Annotated in this window: 17 protein-coding genes; 2 read left to right on the forward strand and 15 right to left on the reverse strand. The window is 46.4% G+C overall.

The features are described 5' to 3' along the window. Positions 1–206 precede the first annotated feature (206 nt). The 5 genes from EO98_RS03600 to EO98_RS03625 all read right to left on the reverse strand — a co-directional run bounded on the left by EO98_RS03600 (position 207) and on the right by EO98_RS03625 (position 6,654). Positions 207–827 carry an S-layer protein domain-containing protein gene (locus tag EO98_RS03600; RefSeq protein WP_048141422.1) on the reverse strand — a complete coding sequence of 207 codons (621 nt, stop codon included), beginning with the start codon at positions 825–827 and terminating at the stop codon, positions 207–209. Further along, positions 811–1,788, reverse strand: coding sequence for a biotin--[acetyl-CoA-carboxylase] ligase (locus tag EO98_RS03605; RefSeq protein WP_048136301.1), 978 nt, complete (start codon positions 1,786–1,788; stop codon positions 811–813). Before EO98_RS03605 ends, EO98_RS03600 begins: the two co-directional genes overlap by 17 nt. A 116-nt stretch (positions 1,789–1,904) precedes the next feature. Beyond that, positions 1,905–3,386 (reverse strand): acetyl-CoA carboxylase biotin carboxylase subunit, encoded by a 1,482-nt coding sequence (locus tag EO98_RS03610; RefSeq protein WP_048141424.1) that lies wholly within the window; start codon positions 3,384–3,386, stop codon positions 1,905–1,907. 22 nt (positions 3,387–3,408) lie between these two features. Further along, positions 3,409–5,127: a sodium-extruding oxaloacetate decarboxylase subunit alpha gene (oadA, locus tag EO98_RS03615; protein WP_048141426.1), complete on the reverse strand. Its 1,719-nt coding sequence runs from the start codon at positions 5,125–5,127 to the stop codon at positions 3,409–3,411. 579 nt (positions 5,128–5,706) lie between these two features. Further along, positions 5,707–6,654 carry a class I SAM-dependent methyltransferase gene (locus EO98_RS03625; RefSeq protein ID WP_048141431.1) on the reverse strand — a complete coding sequence of 316 codons (948 nt, stop codon included), beginning with the start codon at positions 6,652–6,654 and terminating at the stop codon, positions 5,707–5,709. A 320-nt stretch (positions 6,655–6,974) separates the two neighbouring features. Between EO98_RS03625 and EO98_RS03630 the strand changes: the two genes are divergently transcribed. After that, positions 6,975–7,187: a histone family protein gene (locus EO98_RS03630; protein ID WP_048136291.1), complete on the forward strand. Its 213-nt coding sequence runs from the start codon at positions 6,975–6,977 to the stop codon at positions 7,185–7,187. Between the two features lie 237 nt (positions 7,188–7,424). On the opposite strand, the gene EO98_RS03635 is transcribed toward EO98_RS03630, so the two are convergent. The 3 genes from EO98_RS03635 to EO98_RS03645 all read right to left on the reverse strand — a co-directional run bounded on the left by EO98_RS03635 (position 7,425) and on the right by EO98_RS03645 (position 9,574). Then, positions 7,425–7,688 (reverse strand): 4Fe-4S binding protein, encoded by a 264-nt coding sequence (locus EO98_RS03635; RefSeq protein ID WP_048136288.1) that lies wholly within the window; start codon positions 7,686–7,688, stop codon positions 7,425–7,427. A 172-nt stretch (positions 7,689–7,860) separates the two neighbouring features. Then, positions 7,861–8,373 (reverse strand): small multi-drug export protein, encoded by a 513-nt coding sequence (locus EO98_RS03640; protein WP_048141432.1) that lies wholly within the window; start codon positions 8,371–8,373, stop codon positions 7,861–7,863. 196 nt (positions 8,374–8,569) lie between these two features. Further along, positions 8,570–9,574, reverse strand: a complete 1,005-nt coding sequence (locus EO98_RS03645; RefSeq protein WP_048141434.1) for a replication factor C small subunit — start codon at positions 9,572–9,574, stop codon at positions 8,570–8,572. Between the two features lie 335 nt (positions 9,575–9,909). Between EO98_RS03645 and EO98_RS03650 the strand changes: the two genes are divergently transcribed. Beyond that, positions 9,910–10,449, forward strand: coding sequence for a DUF2284 domain-containing protein (locus EO98_RS03650; protein ID WP_048141435.1), 540 nt, complete (start codon positions 9,910–9,912; stop codon positions 10,447–10,449). 116 nt (positions 10,450–10,565) lie between these two features. On the opposite strand, the gene EO98_RS03655 is transcribed toward EO98_RS03650, so the two are convergent. The 7 genes from EO98_RS03655 to rnfC are packed head-to-tail and all read right to left on the reverse strand — an operon-like array spanning position 10,566 to position 15,718. Beyond that, positions 10,566–10,901 carry a DUF4870 domain-containing protein gene (locus EO98_RS03655; protein ID WP_048141437.1) on the reverse strand — a complete coding sequence of 112 codons (336 nt, stop codon included), beginning with the start codon at positions 10,899–10,901 and terminating at the stop codon, positions 10,566–10,568. Between the two features lie 52 nt (positions 10,902–10,953). Further along, positions 10,954–11,760, reverse strand: coding sequence for a Fe-S cluster domain-containing protein (locus EO98_RS03660; protein WP_048136274.1), 807 nt, complete (start codon positions 11,758–11,760; stop codon positions 10,954–10,956). Continuing rightward, positions 11,757–12,347 carry an Rnf electron transport complex subunit RnfA gene (rnfA, locus tag EO98_RS03665; protein ID WP_048136272.1) on the reverse strand — a complete coding sequence of 197 codons (591 nt, stop codon included), beginning with the start codon at positions 12,345–12,347 and terminating at the stop codon, positions 11,757–11,759. The genes EO98_RS03660 and rnfA overlap by 4 nt, the downstream gene beginning before the upstream one ends. Before the next feature lies 1 nt (position 12,348). Continuing rightward, on the reverse strand, positions 12,349–12,984 hold the full coding sequence (gene rnfE, locus EO98_RS03670; RefSeq protein ID WP_048136270.1) for an Rnf electron transport complex subunit RnfE: 636 nt from the start codon (positions 12,982–12,984) through the stop codon (positions 12,349–12,351). A 5-nt stretch (positions 12,985–12,989) separates the two neighbouring features. Next, complete coding sequence (rnfG, locus tag EO98_RS03675; protein ID WP_235283665.1) at positions 12,990–13,550, reverse strand: Rnf electron transport complex subunit RnfG; 561 nt, start codon at positions 13,548–13,550, stop codon at positions 12,990–12,992. Further along, positions 13,547–14,404: an Rnf electron transport complex subunit RnfD gene (gene rnfD, locus EO98_RS03680; RefSeq protein WP_048136268.1), complete on the reverse strand. Its 858-nt coding sequence runs from the start codon at positions 14,402–14,404 to the stop codon at positions 13,547–13,549. Before rnfD ends, rnfG begins: the two co-directional genes overlap by 4 nt. Further along, complete coding sequence (gene rnfC / locus EO98_RS03685) at positions 14,405–15,718, reverse strand: Rnf electron transport complex subunit RnfC (protein ID WP_048141439.1); 1,314 nt, start codon at positions 15,716–15,718, stop codon at positions 14,405–14,407. Positions 15,719–15,732 lie beyond the last annotated feature (14 nt).

The raw sequence follows: 15,732 nt of genomic DNA on the forward strand, positions 1-15,732 counted from the left end.
CTTTAGCTGTACTTTTAGTGGGGATAACTGTAAATTACGGCATTAAAGAAAGGAAGGAATTACAAGCTTTCTCTGAGTAACGAAGTAAAGAGGGGGCTATATTTTTAAGTAAGACTCTTATTTTTAAGTAAGACTCTTATTTTTAAGTAAGACTCTTATTTTTAAAACATGTTTAAAACTCACTCAACAAACCACTTTTTCATAAATCATTTCTTCTTATATATTCCTGCAAAAAAGCCAGTTACCAAAAAAACGGCTCCAATACCCAGAAGAAAAAGGGGCAGATCAAAACCTTCTGCCTGGTTTTCAAACAAAGGAGGGATAGAAGAATTGTTATCAAAGTTACCGGCAGGAGGAGTTTCGGGTTTCTGGGGCATGGGAAGCCTGGAGTTGAGGTGTTGATACACTGGAGAGAACCTTACCAGTACTCCATTTGCCCCGGCATAGATGGTGTCCACTGTGAGGTTCAAAATCTCTGTAGAGTTATTAGAATATACAAAAGTGCTGCCCTCACTGACAATAGCGTCTTCAAGGAAAACTCCTTCCCTGCTAAGTTCGATCCATACCTTGCTGCCCTCAGTATCAGCACCTTTTACGTAAATCTGATAATCCTGTAAGAATGTGTAGTAGTCTCCTGACCGCACATAAATCTCGTCCCCGTCAATTAAAATAATAGGAAGCTTCCCCTCATCTGCACCAGCCGGAACAGGAAGTACTGCACAGAAGAGAATTGAAAAGAAAAAAAAGACCAGAAGGGAGAAAAAAAGTGCAGGCAGGAGATTTGCTCCTTCCCTGCTTTTTCTTCCATGTTTATTTGGGGCGCGCATAAATGCATCTACCTGCAATAATTTCTTCCTGAGTATCATCTGCCTTTCTGATTATAAGTGCTCCGTCAGGAGTTACTCCAACAGCTTTGCCTTCTATAATCCTGGAAGGTGTGGTGACCTTTACATCTCTACCAATCGTATCCGAGAGTGCAAGCCAATCATTGAGTATCTGGGAAAAAGGCTGGGTCTTGAAGCTTATATACTGTTGCTCAAGCTCAAAGAGGAAATCCTGCAGGAACGAAACTCTTCTTAGATGTCTTCCAAGCTCGACTTTCAGAGTGGTAGAACCTGCACGGAAAGACTCGGGAATATCCTTTAAATCCATATTTACATTGATTCCTATCCCGAGAACGACATAGTCCACTCTATCCACTTCAGCCTTTGCTTCGGTAAGGATCCCGCAGACTTTCTTTCCATTGATACGGACATCGTTTGGCCACTTGATGCGGGCATCAAGGCCCATATTGCGGATTACATTTGCAACTGCAAGCCCGGCAACAAGAGTCAGCCTTGAGGCGTGCCTGAGAGGAATCCCGGGCTTCAGGATCACAGACATCCAGATCCCACCATGGGGTGAGACCCATTCCCTGCCCATGCGGCCCCTGCCTCCCTTCTGTATCTCAGCGATAACAAGGGCTCCTTCTTCTTCGGAAGCTGCAATTTCTTTAGCGACACTGTTAGTGGAGCTAACTTCCTCGAAGTAATGAATCTTCTGTCCCAGAAGAGTTGTTTTGAGTCCCATCTGGATCTCATCAGGGTACAGGAGTTGAGGCACTGATTTCAGGACATAACCCCTCTTGGGAGATGATTCTATTTCATATCCGTCCGCCTGAAGGGATTTGATGTATTTCCATACCATAGTCCTGGAAATTCCAAGCTTGAGTCCCAGTTCTTCCCCAGAAACAGGGGTTTTCTGTGCATCCTTAAGTGCCTTAATAATTCGAGATCGTTTATCTCCCATCCGCGCACCCCATACAAATGTATACGTTCCGCCGTATATATTGTCTTAGTCCAAACATATGCATCATATCAAACAGACCGGAATTTCTCATTACAGTTTTCCGGAGAGTAAACTAGTCACCGCTGTGTTTTCTGGGCCATATTAACATATGCATGCACAGCAGCCGTGATCGCTGCGACCTTCTTGTCCTTTGCCTCCAGAGCCGAAGCCAGAGTAGCCCCTTTTTCATTATCGGCCTTAACGACCTCTTCCACAGCTTCAAGGATATTCTGCTCTTCGATAAAACCGGTTGTCATATCGCCTCTGCGAAATGCAGGATTCCTCATGACAGCTTTATGGAAGGGAATATTGGTTTTGACTCCCACGACCACGTATTCGTAAAGAGCCCTTTCCATCCTGGCAATGGCATCCTCTCTTTTTCTTGACCAGACGCAGAGCTTGGAAATCATGGAATCGTAATAAGGGGAAATTGTATACCCAGTATGTACACCGCTATCCACCCTTACTCCAGGGCCTCCGGCAGAACGGTATCTACGGATCTTTCCTGGCGAAGGGGCAAAGTCGTTTAAGGGGTCTTCAGCGTTGATCCTGCATTCGATAGCATGGCCGTCAATAACGATATCTTCCTGCTCAAGCTCGAGCTTTTCACCCCAGGCAATCCTGAGCTGTTCCCTTACAATATCGACCCCTGTGACCATTTCGGTGATTCCATGTTCCACCTGCAGGCGGGTATTGACTTCAAGGAAATAAAAGTTCCCTTTAGAGTAAAGGAACTCGACGGTTCCTGCGTTTACATAACCTATTGCTTTTGCCACCCTCACGGCAGCCCCGCCCATCTGCTCCCTTAGTTCGGGAGTCATGATAGGAGAAGGAGCCTCTTCAATCAGCTTCTGGTGCCTTCTCTGGATGGAACATTCCCTGTCCGAAAGATAAACCGTATTACCAAAAGAGTCGGCAAGGATCTGGATCTCTATGTGCCTGGGCTCTTCTACGTATTTTTCAATAAATACCGAAGAATCCCCGAAAGCCGAACCTGCCATCTGCCGCGTGGAACTCAGGGCTGTTGCAAGCTCTTCCCTGGAATTAACGACTTTCATCCCTATTCCGCCGCCGCCTGCAGACGCTTTGATAAGGACGGGGTAACCGATCTTCTCAGCCACCTCAAGGGCTTCGGTAACGTCCTCAACTGCATCTTTTGTTCCCGGAACTACAGGGACTCCGGCTTTCATCATCAGATTTCTTGCCCTGATTTTACTTCCCATTTCCGCAATCACATGGCTCGGAGGACCTATGAAGATAATACCCTCTTCTTCACAGCGTTTTGCAAAGACAGGGTTTTCAGAAAGAAAACCGTAGCCAGGATGGATTGCATTGGCTCCGGTGTTTTTTGCAACTGCGATGATAGCTTCCATGTTCAGGTAACTCTGGCTGGCAGGGGCAGGGCCTATCAGATAGGCCTCGTCGGCATACTTGGCAAATAGGGCATTTTTGTCAGCCTCCGAACAGACAGCTACAGTGGAAATTCCGAGCTCCCTGCAGGCACGCATGACCCTGATTGCGATTTCACCGCGGTTTGCAACAAGTACTTTTTTGAACATAATACATTCCACCTTGCTCAATTCATTCGATTGACAGTATTATGTCACCAGGAGTAACCGTATCTCCTTCGGAAACAAAAATTTCCTTGACGGTTCCCGAATGTGGAGCATGGACCGTGTTTTCCATCTTCATAGCCTCGATGACAGCAACCGTATCTCCTTCCTTCACGACATCTTCAACCTTAACCTTTATGGAAAGCACCATACCCTGCATTGAGCTGGAAACTCCTCCTTTAATGGATTCAGCGCTTGGCTTTTTAGGAGATGCCTCGGAGATGGAAACCCCACCTAGAGGCTCGATCTTGACTTCGTAGACCTCGTCATCTACCTCGACCTTGAAGTGGGTAGGCATTGTGTACTCCTGAGGAACTACAGGGGCAGGAGCAATAACTGCCAGGGATTCTTCTTCCATTTCCCCTTTCAGGAACTTCGGAGCAATTGCCGGATAAAGGATGTATGTAAGGATATCTTCTTCGGATTTTGCAATACCCATTTCCTCTGCTTCTTTTCTCCTCTTCTCATATTCAGGCTTGAGGAGGTCTGCAGGGCGGCAGTGAATCGGCTCTTCGTCGCCTATGATTTTTCCGACAATTTCAGGGCTGATTGGGGCAGGAGAGCGCCCGTAGAGCCCGCGTACATAATCCTTTACCTCTTTAGGAATGACCTTGTAACGTTCTCCCATTAGCACATTGAGCACAGCCTGCGTGCCTACAATCTGGCTTGTAGGAGTAACAAGAGGCGGATACCCGAGCTCTTTTCTGACTTTCGGCATCTCGTCAAGCACAGCCGCATACTTGTCAAGGGCATTCTGCTCTTTTAACTGGGAAACTAGGTTAGAGAGCATGCCTCCAGGGATTTGATAGATAAGGACATTGGTGTCGATTTGTTCGGAAATGGGGTCAAGAATCCCCCGGTACTTGTCCTTCAGGTCTTTGAAATACCTGACAACCTCTTCAAAGGCTCCAAGGTCAAGACCTGTATCATACGGAGTTCCCTTAAGAGCTGCAACAACGGTCTCGGTAGGCGGCTGGGATGTCCCCCATGCCAGAGGAGAGAGTGCAGTGTCCAGAACATCCACCCCAACATTACAGGCTGCCATATAACTCATCGGGGCCATTCCCGAAGTGCAGTGGCAGTGTAGAGAAATTGGGATAGAGATCTCTTTTTTCATGGCACTGATTATCCGGGTGGCATCATTGGGAGAGAGAAGTCCTGCCATATCTTTGATACAGAGGGAGTCACATTCCAGCTCTTCAAGCTGTTTTGCAAGCTCCACATATTTTTCTACTGTATGAACAGGGCTTATGGTGTAGCAGACCGTACCCTGTACGTGGGCTCCCAGGCCTTTTGCCACTTTGATAGAAAGTTCCATATTCCGGACATCATTGACCGCATCGAAAACCCGGAAAATGTCAATGCCGTTTTCATAGGCTTTGGTGACGAACTTTTCAACAACGTCGTCTGAATAGTGCCTGTACCCTACAAGGTTCTGGCCGCGGAGCAGCATCTGAGCATCTGTGTTGACCATCTTTTTCTTGAGGTCCCTGAGGCGCTGCCAAGGATCTTCATTAAGGTAGCGAATACAGGTGTCGAAGGTGGCACCTCCCCACATCTCGAGAGAAAAATACCCAATCTGGTCCAGTTGTTCAACCACTTCGAGCATGTCCCTTGTCCGCATCCTGGTTGCCAGGAGGGACTGGTGTGCATCCCGGAGGACGGTTTCAGTAATTTTTACACGCATGGATGAGCCTCTTAAATCGAATCAAAAAACAGAATTTATTGAAATATACTCATCCGTGACTTTTCCAGAGAGATTAATCTGGAATTTCCGGAGTATAGATAGGAACTTGTTTTTTGATTCGGATCGGTCAAAGCATATAAGTCTCCTGGTAGCTATCATGTGCAGTAGCATGTGCAGTAGCCTGCAATTTGCCTGGAGAGGGGTTAATTCGGTATAATATAACCGAATCTCCGGTACCGCATAATGTAGCAGGAGAAAATTAATATTACAAGATACGCACGCAAAACTCAACGTGTCTTGCGTCGATAGGAATATTTTTAATAATACCATTGTTAACAAGTAAATACTTTTCGCTGCCGTTAACATTAGGGAGTACTCATCTCAAAAAGAAGCTCCCGGATCAGAAAAACAACTATAATACAATAATAGGAGAACTCCTAACCCTGGTGGAAAAAAGAAGGAAAAAGAGGATAAAACAAAAGAAAAAGAGAAGAGAAGAAAACAAAAGAAAAAGAGGATAAAACAAAAGAAAAAGAGAAGAATACAAAAGAAAGCTCATTGTCTGGAAAATACACTTTTTTACTTTCGCCCGACAAAGAGCCACTGGTCATAAGTACCTTCTGAATCCGTGTTGTCCACGATTTCCCCTTCGACCCCTGCCTTAAGGAGAGTATCGGCGAGAATTTCAATCTCTGGTTTGCTGCTTACGGTAAAGAGCAGGACAGCCCCATCAGCTGCAACCGAGACAGCCTCTCTCATAATGCCGGTCCAGAGCTCCTTGTTAAATTCATAGACAAGCCCCAGCATGAAGCCCATTACGGCATCAAAACTGCCGGGCTCAAAGTATCTTGAAATGGCTGTTGCATCCATAACCACAGCCCTTTGAGGGTTCAGGACCTGCTGCTCGAGCCCCTGACAGACAGTACACTTATTGATTTCTATTGCCAGAGGGTCCAACCCGAGCCTGTAGAGTGCGAGCGTTGACATCCCGTTTCCACAGCAAACCTCAAGGAGCCTGCCTTCGGGGTAATAGCCTTTTTTTCGGAGAAGCTCAAAAATTTCGGTGACTCTCTTTACACGATTTTCAGAAAAAACACTTTTATAGGACTCAGGTCTCACAGAGCAGCTCGGACAGAAGTTCCGGCTAACAAGCATAAGGGAGTAGTATTCATTTATTGCGTTCCGCCAGGTTTCGGGAGGAAGTTCAATATCCTTTTCAGGAGGGTGTAGGGCAAGAATGGAGTCTGCAAGGGCTTCAAATCTGGTTTTCAGGGAAGCCGACGCAAGGGCTCCGGTAAATACTGACCAGAAATCTACAGGAACGTTTCCATCTGCAGGATTGAAAAACAGCAATCCAACCGTGTGTTCCCCCTCCCTGACCCTTATAAGCCGAATGCTTTCCGCGCCAGGAAAGTTTCGGACTCCGTTAAGATACTGGAGCGTACGCTCAGGAGTTCTCTGTGTGGTATAACTTTCTTCTACAAAGTAGATCTCTTCATCTAGGTCAAGGAGTTCCTGTAAGAGCATGTGTGACTAGATTCGAATAATCTAATATCAAGATTTCGAAAAAGAGATTCCGAATAAAATGATTGGAATAAAAGTTCATTGAATAACAAGTTTAAAAGACTTCCAAGAATTTACGGGCATAAGAGAATGATTATAAAAATAGTTTGAAAGAAAAAAAGAGGTAAATGGGCTTTACAAAGTAAATAAAGGGGAAAAAGAGCATTAAAGGCTGAATAAGAAGTGAAGAAAACCCCGATATAAGCAAAGGTATTTATAGAATCTGATTACAAAATCAGAGATTAGAAGGAATTTATATTAACAAAAAGAACCTGGAGGATAATATGGCAGCAAAAGTTATACCGTTTGCACCAATTGAGCGTTTAATAAGGACAGCAGGTGCCCACAGAGTAAGCGAAAGTGCAGGAATGGCCCTTACGGAAATCCTGGAAGAATATGGGCTTCAGATTTCAAAAGAAGCTATAAAACTTGCAGAGCACGCCGGCAGAAAAACCGTGAAGGCTGAAGATATAAAACTGGCAACAGAAATGCTGTAAATAAAAAGAGATATTCCTGGCAGGCAATCGCAGATTAGGAGGGTGTAAGCACCCAGCTTCAACCCATTTAGCATCAACTTAAATGGGCAATACTACAAAAAGTATTGGAAGAAATCGGATTGCCAGCGTTCTGAAATACCGGTTCAATAATTCGAATCCCGCTTTTAGGGATAAAAAATAACTAAAAAGACAAAATGCTGAAAAACAGCATTTTTCCTATTTTTACTGTTATCCTTATTATGCAGTCGCGGATTCAAGCTCAACTATAGTGAGAGATTCCACAGGGCAAATCTTTGAGCAGGCTCCGCAGCGGATGCAGACTTCGTCACTGATAATTGCCATCCCGTCGATGATCCGGATTGCAAGTTCAGCAGTCTCAGGATCAAAATCATCGCTTTTCATTAGTTTCGCGTTCACAGGGCAAACGGAATAACAGATGCCGCACCCAATACATTTTTCGGACTGAACTATTTTTTTGTTTTTCTTATCTGCCTTTGCCATTAAAAATCACCTCAAAAAATTCCAGATAATTGCCAGACAACGGGAAATATACCGCATAAGAAGCTGTAAAAGCGAGACTGGCTGCAAATATAAAGAGAAATTTATATTTGTTCTGTCTATGATATATTTGATATTTTTAAGGTATATGAAGATTTCGAAGAGCCTGTCAGGGTCAAACTCCGAAAATAAGGTCAGCCAGGCCCATGCCCGTCATCGTGAGTATAGTTACAATGGCTCCTGCTATCATTACCCCTGCAGCGATTGCTGGCAGTGAATGCTTGAACTTGATCCCGAACACAAACGCGGCTGCACAGCCTGTCCAGGCTCCGGTAACTGGCAGAGGCACGGCAACGAAGAGGGTCAGGGCAAGGAGTCCGTATTTTTCAAAGTTTTCAGTGTGGTTTCGTCGGGTCCTTGAAAAGAGCCACGTGAAAAAGACATCGAAGATGTGGTAACGCCTCAGGTACCCGGAGACTGGCTCAAGGAAAAGCAGAAGGGGGACCACAGGAATAAGGTTTCCAAGCACCGAAAGGACATAAGCCTCAAGAGGCCCCATTCCATAGATGCCCATGGCAACAGGAATTGCGCCCCTCAGTTCGGAGATCGGAAGAGCCCCTATAACCATTACTGCAAGCCAATGGGGTACAGACCCCAGCATTTCGACCAATAAATTTTCAACAGACATGATGATCAGGAGTGATAACTATAATCTTTTGAGAGAAAAAGGCTCGCTTCAGTCAGCCTTTTTCTGCCGTTCAGAGATCTGGATGTAGAGCTTGCGGCAAGACCTGTTAATCTGCCAGCTAACTCAGGAAACCATATAGCAGGGTATCCCCGATTAAGAGCTTGCGGCAAATCTGTTTATCAGGATTTCTGAAGCCTCAGTCTTCTCTTGAAAGAGCAAAATGTGCAAGTAAGGCTTCCAGCTGGATTTTTTCACTGGCTCCTTCGGTTAGCCTGAAATCAGTCTCCCCGATGATATCCACAAGTGCGACAATATCCCTTTCCGAAAGCCCGAGATCCAGAACCATAAGGTTATCCATTTCAGAAACCACCCTGTAGATCTGTCCCACGATGTCTTCTCCGGAAAGCCCTTCTTCATAGAGCAGCCTGTTAAGCTCTTTTCTGGCAGCCCTGAAGTTTCCACGCAGGGCAGTCTCGATCAGGTCCTTTATCTCTTCAGGGTTTGCAGTTGCCGTAGTCCTGTAAATAGTTTCCCTGGAAATAGGCTTTTCCGTATCAATGAAGACAGCAGCTTGAAGAGAATTGACAGCTTTTCGCATGTCTCCCTGAGCTACATAAATCAGAGCTTCATACCCGCCTTCGGTAATGGATAAAACCTGGTCTTTAGCAATGTATTCAAGACGTTTTTTAATGGCTTCATCGGAAAGTCGCCTGAACCTGTAAACTGCACACCTGGACTGAATAGGCTCGATGATCTTGGAGGAATAGTTACATGAGAGAATAAAACGGCAGTTGCTGCTGAATCTTTCCATGGTCCTGCGGAGTGCAGACTGCGCATCCGAGGTAAGGGCATCGGCTTCATCAAGGAAAATGATCTTGAACGGAGCTCCTCCTATAGGGGCGGTTTTTGCAAAGTTTTTAATCTTGTTTCTAACGATATCAATACCCCTTTCATCGGAAGCATTGAGTTCGGTAAAATTTTCTCGCCATAACTCTTCCCCGAAAATCTCCCTTGCAATTGAAACTGCAGAAGCTGTTTTCCCGACACCGGGAGGCCCGGAAAAGAGGAGGTGAGGAAGGTTTTTAGTTGCCACATAAGACATCAGGCGCTCGATTATATCGTCCTGCCCTGCTACCTGATTAAGCCTGACCGGCCTGTATTTTTCAATCCAGATCTCTTCTTTAATCTTAGAGTCCTCCATTAATGTTTACACCTTAATTAGAGAAGATAATATTTAAACTTTCGAATGTTTGCGATATATAAGGCATGCCGACCGCATTTCGAAACAGGAGAACCCTCATAAGTCAAAACTCTGGAACGGGGATAAATAAGAAGGCAAGAATAAAAGGATATTAGGGTTTAAAACAAAACGCCCTGAATATAAGAGAAAACGAAAGTTTATTGAAAGAGACTTCCGGTTGCGAATGTATTTTTTGTGCAAAACGACTGTCTTAAATTAGAGATGAGAGGAATTCATTAGAGTATTAAAGAGTTAGAGGGACTGATAGTAAAAGGATTTAGATGAGAGGGATTTAATTGCCCGAGAATTTACACATTTTAATTGAAAAGGCTTCAAGCCCGGGACTTAAAGTCTACCCCCTGGAATCAGGAGATCTTGTGGTGGAGAACCGGATAGCCCTGAAATGTGCCCACGGCTGCCGGAACTATGGAGAGAGGCTTAGCTGTCCTCCCCACATCCATTCCATTGAAGAATTCAGGAAGATCCTTTCAGAATACAGAGATGCGCTCCTCCTTGTGGAAGAACACGATACTGCAGATGTGCAGGATATCCTCGAAGCCTGGGGAGAACTCCAGAAAAAGTCCTTCCGTAAGATGTTCGAGCTGGAACAGGAAGCTTTCAGGAAAGGTTTTATCTATGCCCACCTGCTCCGGCCCGGCCCCTGCAACGAATGCGAAAGTTGCAACCTGGAAAAGTGCGTAAAACCTGAGTTCAGGCGTTTTCCCCCGGAAGCCGTGGGAGTCAACCTGCAGAAAGTTATGGAAAAGGCAGGTATCGAGCTTGAGTTTTGCAGACCTGAAAAAACAATGTGTGTAGGGGTTCTCCTTGTGGAATGAAAAACTAAAAAAGCCAGAAAAGAAGCCAAAAAGAAACCAAAAAGAAGCCAAAAAGAAAAGGTCGAATTGCCCTTTTGGGGGAGAGCAATTCGGATTTTCAGGTTAAATCTGTTTGTTTACTCACCATAGGCAAAATTGTAGGCAATCTTTCCTATGATGGGGATTTTGAACTTTGAGCCCCTGAAGGCCATGTACATCGGAATCACGATGAGCAGCATTCCAGGCATTCCAACACCGTCTGCAATGGCCCAGCCAATCGTTGGGATCCATGCCACAAGGAAGATAAAGAGAACATACGGCAGGAAGAGCAGGATCGACTGCATGGCGTGGAAGCGGACGAACTTGTTCTTGCGCTCAAGGAGCAGGAAGAACAGGCCTGAGAGCCAACCTACAGGGTAACAGAGAGCTGCCACGACATTTTCAGGCAAGCCCAGGAAAGTTTTGTACGGCATATTTTTCACCTCTTTAGTCTTTAAAGGCTGTCAGAAAATAAACGAGCCCGGATTACCGGAGCTCGATTGCCTTCTGCGGGCAGATAGTAACACAGGCTCCACATGCTGTACACTTTTCCTGATCGATTTCAGCCAGGAATTCCGTGACCTTGATAGCGCCTGCTGGGCATTCTTTTTCACATTTCTTACAGCCGATACAGCCAACCTCACAGACTGCCTTAACGTCTTTACCCTTGTCATGGGAACGGCAGAGCACATGCACTTTCTCTGAGTTCCTGGCAAAGGTGAGCACACCGTTAGGGCAGGATGCAATACAGTTTCCGCAGCTTGTACATAGGTTCTTGTTCACAACCGGGAAACCGTCTTCTCCCATGGAGATGGCGTCAAACGGGCAGGCTCTGACACAGGTCCCAAGCCCCATACAGCCGTAGGTACAGCCTTTCCTGGAATCACAGAGCATGAGGGCAGCTTTGCAGCCTTCCACTCCCTGATAATCATAAAGGGTCGTACAGTGAGCCTGTCCACCCTGACAGCGGACAAAGGGAAAAGCCTTCTCGGACTCTGAAACTTCCTGTCCCATGACTGCGCCAATCTGTTTTGCAACGTCATATCCTCCGACCGGGCAGCTGTTTACAGGTGCACCACTGAGGACAATTGCTTCGGCACAGGAAGCACATCCGGCAAATCCGCACCCACCACAGTTGGCTCCGGGGAGAAGGGAAGCGACCTCATCGACCAGAGGATTGGTTTCCACTTTAAAGACCTTGGAGGCAAATACCAGCATTGCGCCTACCGCAATACAGAGCCCTACAAGCACCGAAACGGTGTTTATGATCACAGTCATAATGTCTGCGGTCATAGTGGAATCACCTTGAAGTAGTTAGCAAAGGACATTGACATGATCAACGCAATGAAGAAAGCGTATGTGACTCCTCTTCCAACTGCTTTTGGGACATAGAGCACGTTACTCCTCTCACGTATGGAAGACATGATGAGCATTGCAACAGTATATCCTACTCCGGCTGCAATCCCGAAAGTAATACTCTGGATGAAGGTGTATTCGTTCATCACATTAAGCAGCACAGCACCGAGCACTGCACAGTTCGTGGAGATCAGAGGCAGGTAAATACCAAGCGACCTGTACAGAGGGGGCATATGCTTCCGGACAATAAACTCTACCAGCTGCACAAGCGCTGCAATCACTATGATGAATGCAATCGTGTTCAGGTACTCAAGCCTCAAAGGAACCAGAATGAACGTGTACAGGAGGTATGAGACGAAAGAGGACAGCGTAATAACGAAGATAACTGCCCCTGACATCCCGGATGCGCTTTTTACGTCCTTTGTGACGCCCACGAAAGAACAGAGCCCGAGGAACTGGACCACCAGGAAGTTCTTAAGAAACACGCCATCCATAAAGATCGCAAATAGAGATGCGTCTGCCATTTTAATCACCTTTCATAGCCTTTAAAATCCTGCGGTAATTGACCATAGTCATCAGGACCCCAATGGTCAGGAAAGCTCCCGGCGACAGAGTCATAACACCTATGGGGTTGTACCCCAGCATGGAGACAAAGTCAATTAACTGGACTCCAAAGAGCTTGATCCCGCCTGTACCCAGAAGCTCCCTGATACCTCCAAGAAGCATTAGCACAAGCAAGAACCCTGAGCCTACACCGAATGCATCAATTATCGAGTAAAAGACTCCATTCTTCAGGGCATAGGCTTCGGCACGTCCGATCACAATACAGTTCACCACGATCAAGGGAATGTACACACCTAAAGATGCGTACATACCAGGCGTAAACGCTTCCATTACCATATCCACTATCGAAACGAAAGTAGCTATGACAATGAGTTCTATTGGAATTCTCACTGTGTCAGGAATTTCTTTTCTAAGTAATGATACCAGCATATTTGAACCGACAAGAACAAATAAGGTCCCTGCAGCCATACCAATCCCGTTTTCAACGGAAGTGGTGACAGCCAGCGTAGGGCAGAGCCCTAACACGAGGCCAAATATGGGGTTGTCCTTGGTAATTCCTCGCATATATTCACTTGCTACACTCCTATTATCACCCATATGAATCACCCTTCCTGAGCTCTTACACCATCGATACCAAAGTGCAGAGCATTCACCACCGTTACGGTTGAAATAGTCGCACCGGAAATGGCATCAACTTTTCCACCGTCTTTGGACAAACTAAGATCAGCCACTGGCAGATTTATGAACTGGGACTTAAAACCGGGTTCCGTAATTTTTGCTCCAAGCCCCGGAGTTTCGGCGTGGGACATAACTTCCATTCCTGTTACGGTGTTGAAGTCCGCGCTTACTCCACCAAGAAGCTCAACAAGGCCCTGTGCACCGGGTTGAGTATTTCGGAAGGCATACCCGACGATATTTCCGGAAGAGTCAACTCCACGGAAGTACAGAACAACAGGGTTGCCTTCTGCATCTACCTCGTCCCCATAAACCGGTTCAAAGTCTGCAGCTGCAGGCAGAACCGCTTTTAATGCCTGCTTCTCCTGCTCAGCCTGCAGTACTCCCAACTGCACCTGGGTAGGGACAAAGGTCACTGCCAGAAGTACAGCCGCGAGCGCTGAAAGTACAATCATTTTTATGATAATGTTTGCCGGGGTATTTTTCACGCTTCAACACCTCCAAAAGGCTTTGGAACGGTGGAGCGTTCGATCAGCGGGGAAATGGCATTTGCAAGCAGCAGTCCATAGAAGGTCCCCTCGATATAATTTCCAGTGAAGTACCCGTAAACTACTGTAAGGACTCCACAAGCAACCCCGTAAATAAGTCTTCCATTCCGGGTTATCGGAGAGGTAGAGGTTTCCGTTGCAATGAAAAACACTCCAAGCAGGAAAGACCCTGTAAAGATGTAAGAAAGAGGATCTCCGAGCACAACCACAAGCACCACAGTTGTCAGTAAATACATGAGAGGAATTCTCCACTCAATGTACCTTCTGGCAATGAGGTACAGCACACCGATCATCGCAATGGGGGATGCATCTGCCAGGAACCCGGCTCCTGTCTCAAGGATAAGGTCCGAGAGAGAACCAAGCTGGGGAACTGAGAGAGGTACCATCAGGAAAGGCCAGGAAAGCTTCAAAAAGACCCAGGTAGCCAGTGCGGGGTTGAACATATAAGAGCCAAGCCCCCCAAAAGCATGCTTTACAACCCCTACTCCGAAGACTGCCCCGATAAAGGGTAGCCAGAAGGGGACTGCGGGTGGGACCATCAGTGCGATCAGCAGTCCCAGATAGACTGCATTTCCATCACCGATTGTGACTTTCTGTTTGAATGCCTTTTGGATTGCCAGTTCGATAAAAACTGCACCCAGCACTCCGGCAACAAGATTACCGAGAGCGGGGAATCCAAATAAGTAAATCGAAGCTAAACATAACGGGAGAAGAACAATAAATCTGCTCCACATTAATTTCTTAACCGATACACCTTCCTTTATATGAGGAGGTGGGGATACCGTAAAGGCCATTTATTTAGTCGCCTCCTCCATAGCTTCAGCAGCACTCAGGTTGTGGATCTGAAGCTTTGAGTATTTGATCAATTGCACAAGATGTCTTTTTGAGGGACAGACTACCGCACATGCCCCGCACTCAATGCAGTTCATAGCGTACAGCTGCTCACATTCCTCATATTTACCAAGGTTCGAATAGGATGCAATTCTGGTCGGAAGCAGGTTTACAGGACAGACGTCCACACAGCGCCCACAATGGACACAGGCAATCGATTCATCCCGCAAGACTTCTTCCTTTGTCTGGATGACAATTCCCGTGGTGTTCTTGACCACTGGAGCCTCATCCGTATACACGGCTACTCCGCCCATCGACCCGTTAATAATAAGCTTGCCAGGTTCACCCCTGTAACCTCCGCAGGCATCAATTACGTCCTTTATAGGAGTTCCGAACCTGACAATTACGGACCCGGGCTTGTTGACAGCTCCTGTGACCGTTACTGCGTTTTCAAGGTAAGGCTTACCTTCATATATGGCATCGTATACTGCTTTGGAAGATTTTACTCCGCATACTACCACATGCACATCTGAGGGTTCGTGTCCGAGGGAGATCTTCCTGCCCATCACATCAGCTGAGAGCAGGTTCATCATCGTTGGGGTATAGGTGATTTTGCCTGCTGCAACCACGATGATCCGGTCGTCAATGTCTTCAAGGTAGTAGTCAGCGTGCCTCTTCCCGATGATCGGGGCAATAGTGAGGGGTTTTCCATCAACTACGGCGCCTTTGAAGGCTTTTATGGACTCCTTGTCATCTGCCCGGACAACAATTACTCCCCTCGAGATCCCACTTGCTTCAAGCATAAGGCTGAACCCTTTGAGAACCTTGTCAAGGGAGTTCAGGTAAGCATGGGTAATCAGGGGAAAGGTTGCATTCATGAGCAGAGTATCGATTCTCTTTCCAGGCTTCAGGGCAAGGTATGTGGGCTTTTCGTAATACTCAACAATTCCCGCTTCCTTGATCATCTGAATTAACCTTGAAGGAGGTGCATTCTTTTCAGGAACGAACTCAACCGATTGTGTACACTCTGAAGGTGTGAGCACAACACTGAGGATTCTCTTTCCGCTGGGGTTTGGCATCAACCCAATTGATTCCACAGTCCCGCAAAAGGGGGAATGGACATAAGCGAGGTCGCTGCCCTCGCATTCCCCCAGCTTCTGGCCGACGAGAACCTCTTCGCCTTTCTTAACCAGAGGAGCACAAGCAATTCCGTCATGCTGCCTCATGGGTATAATCGCCTTTTCAGGCAGTTTATCAAGTCTAATAACATCACTCAAGGTTTGCCGCCTCC

The sequence above is a fragment of the Methanosarcina sp. 2.H.T.1A.6 genome, assembly GCF_000979455.1.
Taxonomy (GTDB): Archaea; Halobacteriota; Methanosarcinia; order Methanosarcinales; family Methanosarcinaceae; genus Methanosarcina.

Bases quoted from the DNA above. Each gene is read 5' to 3' on its own strand.
- rnfE (WP_048136270.1), bottom strand. From the start codon at position 12,984: ATGGGTGATAATAGGAGTGTAGCAAGTGAATATATGCGAGGAATTACC.
- EO98_RS03605 (WP_048136301.1), bottom strand. From the start codon at position 1,788: ATGGGAGATAAACGATCTCGAATTATTAAGGCACTTAAGGATGCACAG.
- EO98_RS03625 (WP_048141431.1), bottom strand. From the start codon at position 6,654: ATGCTCTTACAGGAACTCCTTGACCTAGATGAAGAGATCTACTTTGTA.
- EO98_RS03645 (WP_048141434.1), bottom strand. From the start codon at position 9,574: ATGGAGGACTCTAAGATTAAAGAAGAGATCTGGATTGAAAAATACAGG.
- EO98_RS03635 (WP_048136288.1), bottom strand. From the start codon at position 7,688: ATGGCAAAGGCAGATAAGAAAAACAAAAAAATAGTTCAGTCCGAAAAA.
- rnfD (WP_048136268.1), bottom strand. From the start codon at position 14,404: ATGGCCTTTACGGTATCCCCACCTCCTCATATAAAGGAAGGTGTATCG.
- EO98_RS03655 (WP_048141437.1), bottom strand. From the start codon at position 10,901: ATGCCGTACAAAACTTTCCTGGGCTTGCCTGAAAATGTCGTGGCAGCT.
- EO98_RS03630 (WP_048136291.1), top strand. From the start codon at position 6,975: ATGGCAGCAAAAGTTATACCGTTTGCACCAATTGAGCGTTTAATAAGG.
- EO98_RS03610 (WP_048141424.1), bottom strand. From the start codon at position 3,386: ATGTTCAAAAAAGTACTTGTTGCAAACCGCGGTGAAATCGCAATCAGG.
- EO98_RS03640 (WP_048141432.1), bottom strand. From the start codon at position 8,373: ATGTCTGTTGAAAATTTATTGGTCGAAATGCTGGGGTCTGTACCCCAT.
- EO98_RS03660 (WP_048136274.1), bottom strand. From the start codon at position 11,760: ATGACCGCAGACATTATGACTGTGATCATAAACACCGTTTCGGTGCTT.
- oadA (WP_048141426.1), bottom strand. From the start codon at position 5,127: ATGCGTGTAAAAATTACTGAAACCGTCCTCCGGGATGCACACCAGTCC.
- rnfA (WP_048136272.1), bottom strand. From the start codon at position 12,347: ATGGCAGACGCATCTCTATTTGCGATCTTTATGGATGGCGTGTTTCTT.
- EO98_RS03600 (WP_048141422.1), bottom strand. From the start codon at position 827: ATGCGCGCCCCAAATAAACATGGAAGAAAAAGCAGGGAAGGAGCAAAT.